General features: G+C 64.1%; 14 protein-coding genes and 1 pseudogene. 11 read left to right on the top strand and 4 right to left on the bottom strand.

Annotated elements, in window-relative coordinates; translation table 11 throughout:
- Window positions 1-418: 418 nt before the first annotated feature.
- The 4 genes and pseudogenes from IEW13_RS05200 to IEW13_RS05185 all read left to right on the top strand — a co-directional run.
- Complete coding sequence (locus tag IEW13_RS05200; protein ID WP_188549885.1) at window positions 419-1,816, top strand: tyrosine-protein kinase domain-containing protein; 1,398 nt, start codon at window positions 419-421, stop codon at window positions 1,814-1,816.
- 413 nt (window positions 1,817-2,229) lie between these two features.
- Entirely contained in the window at window positions 2,230-3,435 is a 1,206-nt protein-coding gene (locus IEW13_RS05195; RefSeq protein WP_188549884.1) for a lipopolysaccharide biosynthesis protein, read from the top strand.
- A 396-nt stretch (window positions 3,436-3,831) separates the two neighbouring features.
- The gene (locus IEW13_RS05190; RefSeq protein ID WP_188549883.1) at window positions 3,832-5,142 is read left to right on the top strand and encodes an ISL3 family transposase; all 1,311 of its coding nucleotides are present in this window, start codon (window positions 3,832-3,834) and stop codon (window positions 5,140-5,142) included.
- Window positions 5,143-5,147: 5 nt separating this feature from the next.
- A pseudogene (locus IEW13_RS05185) lies at window positions 5,148-5,381 on the top strand (IS1634 family transposase); the annotation flags it as partial.
- Between the two features lie 529 nt (window positions 5,382-5,910).
- Here IEW13_RS05185 and IEW13_RS05180 read toward each other — a convergent pair.
- Both IEW13_RS05180 and IEW13_RS05175 read right to left on the bottom strand, forming a co-directional pair.
- Complete coding sequence (locus tag IEW13_RS05180; RefSeq protein ID WP_188549881.1) at window positions 5,911-7,098, bottom strand: glycosyltransferase family 4 protein; 1,188 nt, start codon at window positions 7,096-7,098, stop codon at window positions 5,911-5,913.
- Window positions 7,099-7,110: 12 nt separating this feature from the next.
- Window positions 7,111-8,145 carry an LCP family protein gene (locus IEW13_RS05175; protein ID WP_188549880.1) on the bottom strand — a complete coding sequence of 345 codons (1,035 nt, stop codon included), beginning with the start codon at window positions 8,143-8,145 and terminating at the stop codon, window positions 7,111-7,113.
- A gap of 115 nt (window positions 8,146-8,260) precedes the next feature.
- Between IEW13_RS05175 and IEW13_RS05170 the strand changes: the two genes are divergently transcribed.
- Genes IEW13_RS05170 through IEW13_RS05155 form a run of 4 tightly spaced genes read left to right on the top strand, consistent with a single transcriptional unit; the run spans window position 8,261 to window position 10,632 of the window.
- Window positions 8,261-9,199 carry a hypothetical protein gene (locus IEW13_RS05170; RefSeq protein ID WP_188549879.1) on the top strand — a complete coding sequence of 313 codons (939 nt, stop codon included), beginning with the start codon at window positions 8,261-8,263 and terminating at the stop codon, window positions 9,197-9,199.
- Window positions 9,196-9,930, top strand: a complete 735-nt coding sequence (locus tag IEW13_RS05165) for a hypothetical protein (protein WP_188549878.1) — start codon at window positions 9,196-9,198, stop codon at window positions 9,928-9,930. The genes IEW13_RS05170 and IEW13_RS05165 overlap by 4 nt, the downstream gene beginning before the upstream one ends.
- A gap of 34 nt (window positions 9,931-9,964) precedes the next feature.
- Entirely contained in the window at window positions 9,965-10,204 is a 240-nt protein-coding gene (locus tag IEW13_RS05160; RefSeq protein WP_188549877.1) for an AbrB/MazE/SpoVT family DNA-binding domain-containing protein, read from the top strand.
- Entirely contained in the window at window positions 10,201-10,632 is a 432-nt protein-coding gene (locus IEW13_RS05155) for a type II toxin-antitoxin system VapC family toxin (RefSeq protein ID WP_188549876.1), read from the top strand. The genes IEW13_RS05160 and IEW13_RS05155 overlap by 4 nt, the downstream gene beginning before the upstream one ends.
- A gap of 204 nt (window positions 10,633-10,836) precedes the next feature.
- Here the strand turns inward: IEW13_RS05155 and IEW13_RS05150 are convergent, their stop codons facing one another.
- On the bottom strand, window positions 10,837-11,505 hold the full coding sequence (locus IEW13_RS05150; RefSeq protein ID WP_188549875.1) for a nucleoside triphosphate pyrophosphatase: 669 nt from the start codon (window positions 11,503-11,505) through the stop codon (window positions 10,837-10,839).
- A 152-nt stretch (window positions 11,506-11,657) separates the two neighbouring features.
- Between IEW13_RS05150 and IEW13_RS05145 the strand changes: the two genes are divergently transcribed.
- Together IEW13_RS05145 and greA are read left to right on the top strand one after the other, a co-directional pair.
- Window positions 11,658-13,295 carry an AI-2E family transporter gene (locus IEW13_RS05145; protein ID WP_188549874.1) on the top strand — a complete coding sequence of 546 codons (1,638 nt, stop codon included), beginning with the start codon at window positions 11,658-11,660 and terminating at the stop codon, window positions 13,293-13,295.
- 291 nt (window positions 13,296-13,586) lie between these two features.
- On the top strand, window positions 13,587-14,081 hold the full coding sequence (greA, locus tag IEW13_RS05140) for a transcription elongation factor GreA (protein WP_188549873.1): 495 nt from the start codon (window positions 13,587-13,589) through the stop codon (window positions 14,079-14,081).
- 118 nt (window positions 14,082-14,199) lie between these two features.
- Here the strand turns inward: greA and IEW13_RS05135 are convergent, their stop codons facing one another.
- A complete protein-coding gene (locus tag IEW13_RS05135; protein WP_188549872.1) occupies window positions 14,200-14,604 on the bottom strand; it encodes a DUF4307 domain-containing protein in 405 nt (134 codons plus the stop codon).
- 505 nt (window positions 14,605-15,109) lie between these two features.
- On the opposite strand from IEW13_RS05135, the gene mca reads away from it, so the two are divergent.
- Window positions 15,110-16,054 carry a mycothiol conjugate amidase Mca gene (mca, locus tag IEW13_RS05130; protein ID WP_188549871.1) on the top strand — a complete coding sequence of 315 codons (945 nt, stop codon included), beginning with the start codon at window positions 15,110-15,112 and terminating at the stop codon, window positions 16,052-16,054.
- Window positions 16,055-16,058: the final 4 nt, after the last annotated feature.

Here is a 16,058-nt window from a genome sequence, read left to right as displayed (position 1 = left end):
TGTAGGAACAGCAACTGATAAACAACAAAGGGGGAGATTTCTGTTGAAACCTTCTACTCCGCCGTCTGAAAAATCAACCCATGGACAGGCGCAATAGATCTCGTGGCAAGGTCGCACGAGTCAAGGGGTCCTGGCGGCGCAAAGTCCCGATTAACTATCGGTCACGGCTTCGAGCATGGCAGGCGAATTCTGGATATGGAAGCGATCGGACGGATACCGTACGCGTGTTAGACTGCGCAGGTGGTGCGGCCGCAAGACGATAACGACGCAGACAACTTGCACGTCAGCCGCGTGCAACTCCAAATCACGAGGATGATCCAGGCTCTCTTCGGTTGCGAATCGAGTGTTCGGATGCTTGTAAAACATTTGAAGTGAGCTACGTGGCGGCTTACAATCTCACGAAGGGTTAGAGATTCAGGTGGAATTAAAGGATTACCTCCGGGTGCTACGCCGCTCATGGGTGTGGATCGTATCCGCCGTTTTGACCGGGACGGCACTCGCCGCGGCAGTCTCGCTAGTGCAACCACCAAAGTATGCCGCTACAGTAAAAGTCTTCGTTTCGACTTCTAATGAAGGCAGCGTCTCTGAACTGCAGCTGGGAAATACCTTCACCCAGCAACGAGTGGCCACATATGCAGATCTGGTTACCACACCCGCCGTCCTAGACCCAGTAATTCAGGAGGTTGCACCGGGTGAGGAAGTTGCAGAGCTAAGCGAGAATATTCGTGCTCAGGCACTTACTGACACGTCGCTCTTGGAAATTACGGTGACGGATCAAGACGCGGACCGCGCAGCAGTCATTGCAAATGCAGTCAGTGACAGCCTCACTTCTGTAATCGAAGATATTGAGACCACGCAGGGCGCAGAAACCAGCCCTGTCCGTCTGTCTATCGTACAGCACGCCGAAGCTCCAAATACGCCTGTGAGTCCCCGATTGCTAGTCAACCTCGTTTTGGGTATGCTTGTGGGACTTTTAACCGGTTCCGGGCTCGCTTTATTCCGCGAAGTGCTTGATACGCGTGTACGAACCGAACGCGATATCGAAGCACTCGCATCCGTGCCGGTGATTGGTGGCATTCCGTTCGATGCAGACTTGAAGAGTCATCGTCTCGTGATACATACTGACCCCCTTTCACCACACGCTGAGGCTTTCCGGAGCATTCGCACGAACCTACAGTTTCTCCAGGCCGATAGGCAGGAACGTATTTTCGTGATCACGAGCTCTGTTCAAGGGGAGAGTAAATCCACGACGGCCGCGAACCTGGCACTTGCTCTTGCAGATACACAACAACGGGTTCTATTGATCGACGCTGACTTGCGTCGGCCGAAGCTGGCTGAATACCTGGGGATGGAAGGGTCCGTCGGACTTACTGATTTGCTGATCGGCAGGGTCGAACCGCCACAGGTCATTCAACGCTGGGGCGATAGCCAAATGTACGTTCTTCCGGCGGGGCAGCGCCCGCCGAATCCTAGTGAACTTCTTGGATCCGGAGTCATGAAGGAAGCGTTAGAAGAATTTGGTCGGGTATTTGATGCCGTAGTCATTGACTCACCACCGCTGCTACCCGTGACTGATGCCGCTATATTAAGCCAGCATGCTACCGGCGTGATCGTTGCTGCTGCGGCTAATCACGTAAAGCGTACACAGATTGCGGCAGCGCTCCAGACCCTCGAACAGGTGCACGCAAACATAGCCGGAATCGTACTCACTATGCTTCCAGCGAAGGGCGTCGACAGGGTAGACCGATATGCACATGCTTACGCATATGAAAACGACGACGTACGCAACCCACAACGTCGCAGCACAGCGACATAAGAGTAGTGAACAAGAATTTGGTGATCACTCCGCAGTGGTCGGTCCCTGCAGGAATTCTCGACCGTGGCGCGCGGGTCGCTAGCAGGGACCGGGGGCCACGAATGCCGACAGGTCAGTGTACGGTGACCGGGCGGGTCCACTGTCATCACGGCAGCAGAGCGAGCGATTCCCGAATAGAACGAACGCGCTCCTCGATTGGTGCGCGCAGTTTCGGTCTACCGATAACTCTTTGCAAGGAGGATGCGATTTCGGAACGTTTGCGTCCCCCAGCAGTTTTTCTAACAACCGCCGACCACGCATGCGTCGGTAGTGTCTGCGTAGCCGGACGCCGGAAGTAGGTTCCCGTGTCAGGTCAACGGCAGCGGCCTACTCGCAAGTCTATAAAGTTCTCGGCTAAACTTGCATGGAAGAATGTGGCAGCACAACTTCTTCTTGCACAACTGTTTGTGGCCGTGACCGCGTTGATTGTGAACGTGTTTGCGGCGCGAGCACTGGGTCCAGCGGCGCGGGGCGAGCTAGCTTTGTTCATGCAGATTGCGTATGTCGCCAACACTCTGTGCTTGCTCGGCCGGTACAGAGCCTACCTCCGTTTCCGCACCGTTCCGTCTCATACCCTTTATCGAGCACAACGAGAGCTCGACAGTCTCAGTATTCTTCCGATGTTACTTGCTGTGGGTGTTTCGGCGATTGTCGGCGTAATAGCTGCGGACAGTTTTTCGGCGGGGTTTGCGTTCTCAGTTACCATATTTGTGCTTATCCTGTCCGGCGTTCAGCAGAAGATGCATCGTACCGCAGCGATTGTCGCGGGCACCGCCCATGCATACCTGCTGGCTACCATCTTAGGGCAGTTGGCTCTTCTCGCGGCAGCTACATCCTTAGCCTATAAGGGCGTTGATTTAGTCACCGCGTGGCTTGCCGCTTATGGCCTAGCAGTGCTGCTCCCGTACGCTGCCGTTTCTGCGTGGGCTGCGCGTACGTTTGCTCGGACCGGAGAGGTTTCGCGAGAGCTGGGGCCGGTATCGACGCTGGGGTATAAACTGACACTCACCGGTGTTGGTGAAATTATCGGCTCGCGCGCCGACCGGTTTCTTATACCGATATTCTCCAGCTACGCGCAACTCGGCGTCTATACCGTTGTGGTCACCATGACGGAGCTTGTGACGTGGCCAATTAAGAATTATGCCGATGCGAGAGTGCCGATTTGGACTAAAGCTCTTAGTCGCAAGCGATTCGCTCTCAGGGTCGAGCTGATCCGTGCCCTGGGGCTTATAGTTATATGTGCAACACCTCTTGGATTCGGCTTGTGGATGATTCTGGTTCCCCTTTTTGGTTCCGAATACAGTGCGGGTTTGGCGCTCGTCCTTCCGTTGACGTTAGCCGCGGCGTTTAATGGCTTCAGTTACTTTGGCATGAATTTGAGTATCGCGGCCGGATTTTCGCGAACAGCCAACTTGATTCCGATTTCTGCAATGGTGACCGCGATTGCTGGACACATATTTTTTATACCAACCCACGGGGCGCAAGGCGCGGCCTGGAGTATGGTAGCCGGATACAGCGTTGCCGGTTTCGTTACGATTCTGACCGTGCTGCGCGTTGCAATTAGACTACGGAAAGTATAACTGTGGGCCGAATGACCAGTTATGCCGGCAAGTCCGGTTTCCTGCCTGGCGGAAGAGCTTTGCTTTCTGGCGCCGTAATGCTGAGTTGTCTCGGCCTCTCATTGCTACTCCTGCTGTTGTCTTCGCTAAATCCAAGCGCTGCAGGTCCGGGCTGGGTTGCTGCCGTCGCCGGTATACTGGCTGGGCTATACGCGTTCATTCGTCACGGCTACGGTGAAGTTACCGTCCTGGGTCTATTCTCGCTCGCGGTTGCCATGTTCGAAGGCGTGGCTGGTTCGTATGCGGGCTCTTCGTGGATGAGGGGGTAGCTGCCTGAGCGCGTCGGTGGCTGGTTGAGGGTCGAGGTCTCCCGATGATGGAAGTCCTCACACTGACCATCTGCCGGAAGACCTCGACATGCTCCACGCTACCTTCGCGACCCCTGACCTGACTGTGTTCTGCCGTCTCGATGAGCTCGGGCTCGTCGCGACGGGGCAGTCGATCGACTCGGAGCGGGCGGTGATCGAGTGCCGCGTGGCGGAGCCGGATCCGTGGTGCCGGGGCTGCGGCAGCCGGGCGCTGTCGCGGGGGACGGACACGCGGCGGCTTGCGCATGAGCCGTTCGGGCACCGGCCCACGACGTTGCTGGTCCGGGTCCGCCGATACCGGTGTCCCGGGTGCGCGCGTTCCTGGCGCGAAGACCTCGCTGCTGCGGCGCCGGCGCGGGCGAAGCTGTCTCGTCGTGGGATGCGGTGGGCGTTGGAGGGCGTCGTGCTCGATCACCTCACCGTGTCGCGTGTCGCCGCGGGCCTCGGCGTGTCCTGGCACACGGCGAACGACGCGGTCCTCGCGGAAGGCAAGCGCGTGCTGATCGACGATCCTGGCCGGTTCGACGGCGTCCGGGTGGTCGGTGTCGACGAGCACGTCTGGCGACACACCCGCCACGGTGACCGCTACGTCACCGTGATCATCGATCTCACCGCGGTGCGTGAGAAGACGGGGCCGTCCCGGCTGCTGGACATGGTCGAGGGGCGCTCGAAGGCGATGTTCAAGACCTGGCTCGCCGAGCGCCCGCAACACTGGCGGGACGGGGTCGAGGTCGTCGCGATGGACGGGTTCACCGGGTTCAAGACCGCTGCCAGCGAGGAGCTGCCCGACGCGGTGACGGTGATGGACCCGTTCCACGTCATCCGCCTCGCCGGCGACGCCCTCGACGTCTGCCGTCGCCGCGTTCAACGCGACGCATTCGGCAGACGCGGCCGGAAGGACGATCCGCTCTACAAGGCCCGACGCACCCTCCACACCGGGGCAGGTCTGCTCACCGAGAAGCAGCAGGCGCGCCTGGAAGCACTGTTCGCCGACGAGCAGCATGCCGAGGTCGAAGCAACCTGGGGAATCTACCAGCGCATGGTCACCGCCTACAGGGAACCCGACCCGGGGCTCGGCAAGTTCGTCATGCAGTCCGTGATCGACTCGCTGACCAGCAGCGTCCCGACCGTGCTGACGGAGCTACGACGCCTCGGCCGCACCCTGAAGCAGCGCGCCGCCGACATCCTCGCGTTCTTCGACCGCCCAGGCACCTCGAACGGCCCCACGGAGGCCATCAACGGCCGCCTCGAGCACCTCCGCGGCTCGGCCCTGGGATTCCGGAACCTGACGAACTACATCGCGCGGAGTCTGCTCGAAACCGGCGGATTCAGAAACCAGCTACACCCTCAAATGCGATGAGCCCGTTTCGGATGTCGAAGACTGACCTCGCGGCGCGGCCGATTTTCGCGTGTACTCGTGACGCGATCGAAGCGCACTTGACGATCGTGTTCGCCGCGTTGGCGGTGTCCCGGACCGTTCAGAATCGGACGGGGCTTTCGAACCGGCGGTTCCTGCGCACGATCAGGCCGTTGCTGACGGCGGCGGTGGAGATCAACGGCACGATTACTGCTCTGCCGCCGGCGATCGGGCCCGAGTAGGCCGCGATCCTCAACGCGCTTGAGGGGCGAAGTCCAAGGCACTAAGCCATTCGACCCAACTCAGGTTAGGCGTTCTTATCGTAGGGTTTTCCATTGTATTTCTCTTGCGCGTGATTGATCGCGGAATCCGACGATCTGCGGCTCGTACGGACAAGGACTTGGTAGGCGTCGCGAAGCTGCTGGTCTGGATCACCGTGGCGTCAGCGGTAGCTGATTCGGCGTGGATGGGTTGGCACATCTTTATAGTGCGTTCACTCACCCGGCTGCCCATGCTCGTCGCTTTCCTCCTCTTTATTGCGTATGTGGATTCGCTCAGGCGTTCGCGCGCTCCTCGCTCCGAAGCGTTCGCAACATGAACTTGCGGGTGAGTGGCGCCGGAGGGAACGTGGTTTTCGTTGCGGACAGCACGGGATTGTCCGCTTTGCCGCGCTGTGTTTTGTGCCGGTGCTGTATGAGGGCTGTACGAAGTACCGATGCTATGTTAAGGAAGGGCGGTTGATGCGCATTCGCTTGGGTCGGCCGCTCGTATTCATAGGTCGGCTGCCGCATCCTCCAGAACGTCCCGGAATTTCTTGAACAGTGTATCTCGGTCGAAGTGCGTCTTTCCCAGGTTGTACGCGGCCTGAGAGGCCGCATGGCGGTCAAAGCCGGAAATGAGCAGTTGATGTAGGTTAGCCGCGGCGGCCTCTGGGTTGCGACTTAGCTTGATCCCCGCACCTTTTTCGTCTAGTAGGTCTGGAAGCCACCCGCTATGGTTGAAGATTACTGGGGTGCTGGCGGCAAGTGCGTCGAAAACCTTGTTCAAAGAGTTCACTTCCAAAGCTGGATGACTCGTCATTGTTGATACGGCGAAGTCTGCAGCGGGGAGGATGCGTGCTATTTCTGATTTAGGGCGTGCTCCGGGTAACAGTTCCTTCGTATCCAGACCGAGTTCAGTGGCACGCGCTCGCATTGCGGCCGAGGCCGTCCCGTCCCCGAAGATGACTACGCGGTAGTTATCTGACCAGTGGCGGAGCTCGGCCGCTAGCTCCACGAGCCACGGTACATCGTAGGTCGAACCGAAGCTTCCAGCGTAGGTGATGACTGTTTCGCTGTCGCCCCATCCAAGTTCACGACGGGTTTCGCTTCGTCGAAGACGTCCTTCGGCGAACTCGTCGAAGTCGCTGGCGTTTGGCACGATCGTGACCGGAGTTCGGGGAGAGGTGCGTTTTACACCGGCGGCCATTCCCGGGGAAAGTGCAATGACATGCCGAGAGCCTTTGTATGCTGCCGCTTCTAGGGCGCGCGCGCTGGTTTTGAGCACTCTGTTCCTAAGAATGCCGAGTTCTATTGGCACCGACGGCCACAGGTCCCGTACTTCGAAAACTAAAGGCACTCGTTGAAGCCGTGAGCCGATGAGGCCGGGAACTGCAGTAGTTAGCGGGGTGCTGCTGGCGAAGACGAGGTCTGTCTTTGAGCGAGCCGCGAGGAGAGTTGAACGCCACATGAAGTGCGTGAAAGCGCGTATTCGCTGGCTTTTCGACATGGCGTTGTTGTAGGGAATGCGCAACCGTCGCACGGTGACTCCCTCGAGCTGTGAGACTCTTTCCTCGTCGCCGGCGCAAAGTACGGTTACGTGGTGCCCCGCCCGCGCAAGTCTGCGTGCGAACTGCCATGGGCGTTGTCCGCCGTCCTCAGTAGGGAACCGGAAGTGTTGATGAATGTAGGTGATGCGCATCGCTATCCTGTGCTACTGCCCGGTCGGTTCGTACTCGGCGACGGTGTCGTTCTCGAAGGCCTCTCGGAGCTGCTCCCAGCTGTCCCAGTCCGGCAGCACGACGGACTGGCCTCCGCCAGCTGTGCCGGTGCCGTTCGTCGGAGAGGTGAAGAACCGGATGTCGTCCGAACGGAGGTTCCGGAGTGAAAAGCCGATGCCAGCGGCGGTCGAGCTGCTGAGGCCGTCGTCGGTCACCATGTACGGCGCGACCGCGTCGACCAGGTCTGCGATCCTCCCAGGACTGGTCAAGGTGTCCCGGCTGAGTACCTTCTGCACGACCCCCATGATGTACGCCTGCTGGTTCCGCGCGCGTTGGTAGTCGCCATCGGAGAACGCATAGCGCTCCCGTACGTACGTGAGCGCTTCCTCGCCACCCAGGATGATCTGCCCCTGATTGAACGTGTGCTCGCCCTTAGTGAACGCGACCTCGTTCTGCACCGTCACCCCGCCCAGGGCATCGGTGATGTCCTTGAAGCCCTCGAAGTCGACGATCGCGACGTGGTCGATCCGGGTGCCGATCAGGCCCTCGATGGTCTCCACCAGCAGCGGGACGCCGCCGTAGGCAAGCGCGGCGTTGATCTTGGCCTGCCCGTGGCCGGGGATCTCCACCCAGTTGTCGCGCATGATCGACATGACCTGCACGCTGGAACGGTCCGCCGGGATATTCGCCACCATGATGGTGTCAGCCCGCTGGCCGCGGATGTCCGCGATGTCATCCTCGAGCTCACCACGGGTGTCCGAGCCCAGCAGCAGGATGTTCTTGGAGTCCTCGTTCACGTCCGCGGGACGGTTCTCTTCCTGAGGGAAAATCTCGCTGGAATCCAGCCGCTCCGCCTGCGAATCGAAGCTGTTGGACAGCCGCCACAGGTACACGCCGGCCACACAGGCCGCCAGCAGCATGGCGCCGGCCACGACGAGCGCGGTGATCCACACCCAGCGGCCCTTCTTCTTGCCGGAGTTCCTGCGCTGACGGCGCGAAGGAGCCGCCGATTCGTCCGTGATGGTCATGTCGAGAGTGTATAACGCTGCACCCCCATGTTTACTGGTCAAGCGCCGTGGCAGGGGCAATAGTTATAGTGTTCGAAAGTCCCCTCACGAGGCCGACCCCAGGAGTGCAGCACATATGAGTAAACGGTGGACGGCGATGCTGCTTGCCTCCCTCGTCGTCGTCAATGTCGTCCTCGTGACGTGGGCCTATCGCTCGCTGCAGTCGGTTCCCTCCGGGGAAGCGGCCACGGTCCAGGTCAGCGCTCCCGCCGAACAGGCCACCACCGAGGCTGACGAAGACCCGGAGCCGGCGGCGACCGAGCAGAACGACGAATCCGCCGATACCCCGGGCCTGCCCGAAGCCTTTCCCGTGCTGGCACCCATCGGCGCCGATGAAGCTTTCCGGGTCGCCGCGGTCGAATGCCCTGGCACGGGCAGCACGCTGGAGTTCACCTCGGACGGCGGTCAGACCTGGAGCAGCACCGACGCTCCCGCGCTCGTTGCGGCCCAGCGCATGCTCGCACCCGACACCAGCCGCGTCACCCTCGTCGGCCTGGACGGGACAGGGTGCGAACCAGCCGCGCTGCAGTCCTTCGTCGCCGGGGCCGACTGGGAACCGGTGGAGGGCCTCGCCGGCTACTGGCTCATCGATGACGACCAGGTCCTGGTCCCTTCCGGTACCGGAACCGAGCCCTGTCAGGAGACCCCCGCCCAGCTGGCCGCCCTGGACAACTCCACCGCCTTCGTGCTCTGTGCCGACCGCACGCTCATGGCGACCACCGACGCCGCCGCCTGGTCCGAGGCCGCGACGGCCGATGCCGCCCTCGCCATCGGCGCCGACGCCGGCGCATCGGGCCCTGCAGTTCTGATCGCCGCCGCCGGCAACGGCGACTGCGACGGCATCGCGATCCAGCGGCTCACGACATCCGGCAACGAGACCGAGGAACTCGGTTGCGCCGACACCGATGCCGGCTCCGGTGGGGTCGCCGTCGGCGGTGCGTCCGACGGGACGCTGTGGTTGTGGGCAGGCGACGAGGTCCTCCGTTCCACCGACGACGGTGCCAGCTGGCAGTGAGCCACCGGGCACGTGCGCTCGGCGCGGCGGCGGTGATCCTGACCGCTGCGCTGGCCGGGTGCCACGAGCGTCCCACCGGCACCGTCAGCCCGGGGCCCGGCCCCACGACCATGGTGGAGGCCAGCGATGTCCCCGACGGCAACCCGGAAGGCCTCGCCGACGAGGTGGCGAACGGGCTGGACGGCGACCTCGAGGCGCAGCCCTGCCCAGTGCCGGCGAGCGTCGTCACCGCTCAGCTGGAACCCTGGCTTGGCGGCGGCGACGTGACGGTCGATGAGGAAGAGAGTTATATCCTCCTGGCGCAGAACAACAAGTTCGGCATCTATGACCATGCCTGCCGTTACTCACTGCCGGCCGGTGCCTTCGACAGCGACGCGTATCCGCCTCCGGGGCTTGACTACAGGCGGGTGCCCTACGCCGAAAACCGCGAGCAGCGGGTCCCCACCGGAGAGAACGAGTGGTGCCTGCGTGGCGGCAGTTCACCGGAGGAAGTCTTCGACCGGGCCGTTCCCTGCACCGCCGAGGTCAACTCCAGGCTCGGCGGCTCGGAGCCCCGAGTCCTGGCGGACATCAGGGCCGTGATCGGCTCGGACACCTCGCTCATGGTCGCCGGCGGGGGAGAGTACTGGATGACCGCGACCCTGGAGAACGTGCCAGAGGCCGAAGGCGACCCCTCCCGGGAAGCCGCGCTGGAACGCATCGCCCGCATCCTCGCCGCCGCCGGCGCCTGAGGGGACAATGGGATCTGAGTGGTAGAATATTCCCATGGAAGCCACGATTGATTCCGGAGGGCGGTTGCTACTGCCCAAGAGCATTCGTGATTCGCTGGGGCTTGTGCCTGGTTCCAAGGTGGATATCTCGCCTTACGGCAGCGGAGTGCAGATCACGCCGGGTGGGCGAACTGCCCGGCTGGAACGGGACTCCGATGGTCGGCTGGTTTCCCGTGCGAAGACGGTGGTCACGGACGAGCAGATGTTCGCGCTGATCGATGCGGGACGGCGTTGACTGACGAGTCGCGCCGCGCGGTCGACACGAGCGTGGCCATACCGCTGCTTGTCGCATCGCATGAAGCCCATGAAGCTGTCAGGCTCTGGGCGACCGGGCGTTCCCTTGTTCTCAGCGGGCACGCTCTGGTGGAGACCTACTCTGTTCTGACCCGGCTGCCCGGAGATGCGCGCGTGAGTTCTGCGGATGCCGTCGTGTTGATCGACGCGAACTTCGTGGAGAATCCGGTGCTTCCGCCTCACGCCGCGGCCGGGGCGCACCGCGACCTTGCTGGTCTGGGCATCCTGGGCGGGGCGTCCTATGACGGGCTCGTCGCACTCGCTGCTCGCCAGCACGGCTTCGTGCTGGCAACGCGGGATGCTCGCGCCCGGTCCACATATGAAGCCGTCGGCGTACGCGTTGAGGTGGTCACCGGTGATTCAGCGTGAACGGGGACGTAGCGGAGGGGGTATGCGCGCCGGGGAAGTCTCCAGGTGGCCGCCACCTGTGGGAGAACGTGCAGGAAGCCGAAGGTGACCCCTTCCGGGAAGCTGCGCTGGAACGCATCGCCCGCCTCCTCGCCGCCGTCGGCGCATGAAGGGACGCGGGGCGTGCGGCCCTGGCCAGCCGTTGCAGTCTGGCGGAGCACCCCTTCAGCGGCGGTGATCCCACAGATCGGGCCAGAAGTGACCCAGCTGCCCGGCAAGCTCGCGTACCAGGGGCAGGCTCAGGCCCAGCACCCCGTGGTGGTCTCCCGTGATCCCGGTGACGAAGGGCCCGCCGAAGCCGTCGATGGTCAGAGCCCCGGCCACCGCCAGGGGCTCGCCGGTCGCCAGATACGCTTCCAGCTCGTCCCCGCGGATGTCCGCCGTGCGGATCAGCGCGGTGGACGTCGCGCCGGCTTCCTGGCCGCTGTCCAGATCGATCAGCCAGTGGCCCGAATGCAGCGCTGCCTCTCGGCCGGCCATCCTCGACCACAGCAGCCGCGCCCGCTCGGGGGTCCCAGGCTTGCCGAACACCTCGCCGTCGAGTTCCAGCACCGAGTCGCAACCGATCAGTAGTCGCCGCTCACCATCTCGCTCGAAGACGCCGGGGTCAGCCGCGGCATCGGCGTCCGTGACATGCAGGTCGTCCCTCGCTGCCACCGACTGCGCCTTTGCCGTGGCCAGTGCCTGCGCGACGTCCGCCGCCGCTGTCAGGCCCTCCCTGGCGACGAGTGCGTCTTCGTCCACATCGGAGACCCGCACCAGCGGCGTGATCCCGGCCTGCCTGAGCACAGTGCGCCGGGACGGGGAAGCGGAGGCGAGGACAAGCAGTGTCATGAGCGGTTCCTTCGCGTCGGAGGCGGCTACTGTCATCCTAGGACGCGGGTCGGGGCGGACCGGGCACGTGCACCATACGTGCGCCGGACACCGTAGATGACGGTTCGGCTACGCCCCGGACTCCTGGGCGCACCAGCGGCTATGCTGTGGTCATGTCGTCGAATGAGGAGTCACCGACGCTCTCGCGCAGGTTCCAAAGCATCCTGGCCGGGATCCGCTCGAACCGCGGGCCGCAGGGGAAGAACGACCGGGCCGGCGAACTCGAAGTGCCGCCGCCTCCCGATACCCCTGTGGCGATCGACGAACCCTACGTCTCCCCGGCGCTGCGCATCGGCGCAGCCTGGTCCTGGCGCATCATCGTGGTGGTCGCAGCCGCGGCGATCATCCTGTGGGGCATGGCGCACGTCACCGTGGTGGTCATCCCGCTGCTGATCGCGCTCCTGATCAGCGCCCTGCTCTCTCCTGTGTGCGCGGCTCTCGTGCGAGTCGGCTTCCCGCGGGCGCTTGCCGCCGCCACCACTTTCCTCGGTACGCTCGCCCTCGTCGTGGGCCTGCTCACCCTGGTCGGGCAACAGCTGGTCGCCGGGTTCTCCGAACTGTGGGAAGCCGGCCAGCAAGGATTCCAGAGCATCATCGACTGGGCGCTGGACAATCCCTTCGGCCTGGACTCCACCATCATCGTCACCGCCTTCCAGGACGCCGTCGACGAGATCACCGCGTGGGTCCAGCAGAACTCCAGCGCCATCGCCAGCAACGCCGCGGCGTTCACCTCCAGCGCGGGCACGTTCGTGACGATGCTGCTGCTGGTGCTGTTCACCACCTTCTTCTTCCTCTACGACGGCCGCCGCATCTTCGAGTGGAGCATCAAGCTGCTGCCCAAGCCCGCCCGTGAGCGTTCCAAGGGTGCCGCGCTGCGTGGCTGGCAGACCCTCGTGCAGTACGTGCGCGTGCAGATCTTCGTAGCGTTCATCGACGCGGTGGGCATCGCCCTCGTCGCCGCCTTCCTGGGCCTGCCGCTGGTGATCCCGCTGGGCGTCCTGGTGTTCCTGGCGTCCTTCATCCCGGTCGTCGGTGCCGTGGCCACCGGCATCCTGGCGGTGCTGATCGCGCTCGTGGCGCAGGGCTTCTGGCCGGCGGTCATCATGCTCCTCGGCGTGCTGGCGGTGCAGCAGATCGAGAGCAACGTCCTGCAGCCGCTGATCATGGGCAAGGCCGTCTCCGTGCATCCCCTGGGCGTCGTGCTGGCAGTGGCCGCGGGCGGTTTCACCTTCGGCATCCTCGGCGCGCTGTTCGCCGTGCCGGTCGTGGCGGTGCTCAATACCATGATCCTGTACCTGAGCGGGCGCGATATCTTCGCCGAGGCGGAAGAGCGCAACCGGCTGCAAGGACCGGGCAAGCTCACCCGGCTCTGGCGCCGGATCAAACGGTCGTTCTCCGGGGAGCCGCGGGAGCGGGACGCCGATGCGATGGTCAGCCAGGCTGCAGGCGTCCCCTCGGGGGCGGCTGCCGCTGCCGGCGCCGCGGGCGAAGCCCTCGTCGCGGAGAAGCGGCAGCAGAACATCGCCGGCGCCCCGCAGCTCGGCGACGACCCGGCACCGGAGACCGGCATCCCCGCAGAGGGCGCCTCTGGCCTTGCACCGGACGCTGGCGCCGCTGCGGAGAATCCGCCGGGGGCGCAGCCCGCCACGCCGTCTGCGGGGCAGCAGCCTGATGCGGACGCCATCGACGACTCTGATGAACCCGACGCCGGCGGGGAAGACGGGTCCGGCAGGTCCCCGGCCCGGGGCTAGAGCGGCCTCCAGACGCTCCCGGGAACCCAGACCGCCTGCGTAGGCCGGGCCATTCGACATGCAGGTGTCTCGGTGTGCAGACCGTCGCACATGGCGGACTGTGGTGGGAGAAGTGGCGATCTGCGGCTGACCTGGGGCACTGTACCGGGGTGCCGGGAAGCCGTTCTCCACAGGCGACTAGAATTGCTTGTGGACGGCTGCTATCGTAGTCGTTTCATATGCATTTGCTCCCGGGTCGCCGGCACAGGCGGGCGGCCCGGGAGTCTCTATTGCTAAGTCCTAAGGAGAGTCATGACCGATATACCTACCGAGGATGCCACCTGGCTGAGTCAGGAAGCATACGATCGGCTTTCCAAAGAGCTTGAGTACCTCACCGGTCAGGGCCGGATCGACATCGCCGCCAAGATCGAAGCCGCTCGTGAAGAGGGCGATCTGAAGGAGAACGGCGGTTACCACGCTGCCCGCGAGGAGCAGGGCAAGCAGGAGGCCCGCATCCGCCAGCTGGAGCACCTGCTGCGCCACGCCAAGGTCGGCGATGCGCCCACCGACACCGACAAGGTCGCCCTGGGCACCGTCGTGGAGGCGGAAGTCGCCGGCAAGAAGCTGCGGTTCCTGCTGGGCAGCCGTGAGATCGCCGGCGACTCCGATCTGAGCGTGTACTCGGAGAAGTCTCCTCTGGGCGCTGCCATCATGGGCCTCAAAGTGGGCGAGAAGGCCAGCTACGAAGCGCCGAACGGCAAGGAGATCGACGTCAAGGTGCTCAAGGTGGAACCTTTCAAGGGCTGAGCCTGCAGGCATCGGAGGCATCAGGCGAGAAACCCACGGCTGTTTCGAATTCCCACTGCTGATCCGCGGTGGGTTTTTGAAACAGCCGTGGGTTTTCGCAGGCCGGCGGGGCGCCGCCCTATTCGAACCAGCACTCGTCGGCGACGACGGCCGTCGGCGGCTCAATGGTCCGGATGACGATCTCGTGTCGCTGCGGGGCGGCGGCCTCCGTAGCGGGGACCCGCACCTCGTAGTAGCCCACATCCGCCTGGAAATTGCTGCGGGCAATGAACCCGCACACGGTGTCCCGCTGCCGATCCGGAGCGATCTCCACCAGCGCGCTGGCATGGGCGGCATCGAGGGCGCTGTACCGGATGATCTGCGGCGTGCCGGGGGAGTCCGAGGGAGCGAACGCCCACCAGGCGGCCACGCCTACCGCCACCGCAGCCAGCGCCGCCGGGATCCCGTAGCGGATTCCACGCCGTCCGCTGCTCTTGCGCCCATAGCGGCTGGCCTGCAGATCGGCCGGCGCGTGAGTGGACATCAAGGCTCCTCGTACAGCTGTCGCGGGTCGCGCCGCCGGGGAAGCGGGTGCCGATGCGCTGCGCACTGCATCCCTGCGGCCCTACCAGTCTACGGCTCCCGCAGGCGGGGGAGTGAACGGCGGCCCGTTCCGCAGGCCCGCGCTCGGGAGTGCGGACCCTGACGTGCGGACTCCGGCGTGAGGAACCGCGGTCGCCGCGGCCAGGTGGGCTTGGAAGTGTGGGCTCTGAGGAAGAGAGCCTCGGCCGTTGTGGCTGTGGCGATGCCATCCAACCGCGCGGTGATGCTCGGGACTTCCGTGGTCGGCGGTGCAGGACGCTCGCCGGCAGCCGCCGGGGCCTCCCGGCCTTCCGGTGCCCGCCGGGACGCGACAGAGCGGACGGGCCGGGGCTCCAGGAGATGGGAAATCGCTGCCACCATCGTCGCCGAACAGGGAATCCGCGGTGGCCTACACTTGTTCCGGCATCGAGTGGATGTCCAGCGCACAACGGCAGACGGAGTGATACATGACGCCCGGACAGGCGGCGGAACGGCCCTATGAGGGGCTGCGTCTCATGGCGGTGCACGCCCATCCCGACGACGAGTCCAGCAAAGGAGCGGCCACCACCGCGCGGTACACCGCGCAGGGCGCCCGGGTGCTGATCGTCACCTGCACCGGCGGCGAGGGCGGCAGCATCCTCAACCCGGCCATGAACTCCGTCCCCAAGGCCAGCCGGGACATGGCCGGCTTGCGCCGCGTGGAGATGGCCGCCGCCGCGGAGGCGCTGGGTGCCGAGCATCTGTGGCTCGGGCACGTCGACGGCGGCCTCCCCGAAGGTGACTTCGACACCGAACTGCCCCCGGGGTGCTTCTACCGCGTACCCACCGAGGTGGCCATGCGGCCGCTGCTGAAAGCCATCCGCGACTTCCGTCCGCACGTACTCACCACCTACGACGAGAACGGCGGATACCCGCACCCGGACCACATCAAGACCCATCAGATCTCGATGGCCGCCGTCGACGCGGCCGGGCAGGCCGACGTCCGTCCCGAGCTGGGGGAGCCCTGGCAGGTGCAGAAGGTCTACTACAACCAGGACTTCCACCTGCCCAAGATGCGCGCACTGGACACCGCTTTGCGCGAGGCCGGCGAGGAATCGCCGTTCGAAGAGATGCTGCGCCGGATCGAGGAGCGGGCCAAGGACAAAAAGCGCCGCGAGCAATGGCTGAGCACCAGCGTGCACTGCGCCGAGTACTTTCCGCAGCGGGCCCGCGCGCTCCTGGCGCACGCCACCCAGATCGATCCGAACGGCGGCTTCTTCGCCGTCAGCCAGGACGTGCACGCCAGCGTCTGGCCCACCGAGGAGTTCGAGCTGGCGCTGGACCGCACCGGCCGGCCGCCGCTGCCGCGGGAGGACTTCGTCGAGACGGACCTCTTTGCCGGCGTCCGTGACGACGAGGGCCGCATGCACTGAGCTT

The organism is Sediminivirga luteola, assembly GCF_014639315.1.
Classification (GTDB): domain Bacteria; phylum Actinomycetota; class Actinomycetes; order Actinomycetales; family Brevibacteriaceae; genus Sediminivirga; species Sediminivirga luteola.
Note: the sequence above shows the minus strand (reverse complement) of the source record. Positions and strands in the feature narration are given on the sequence as shown.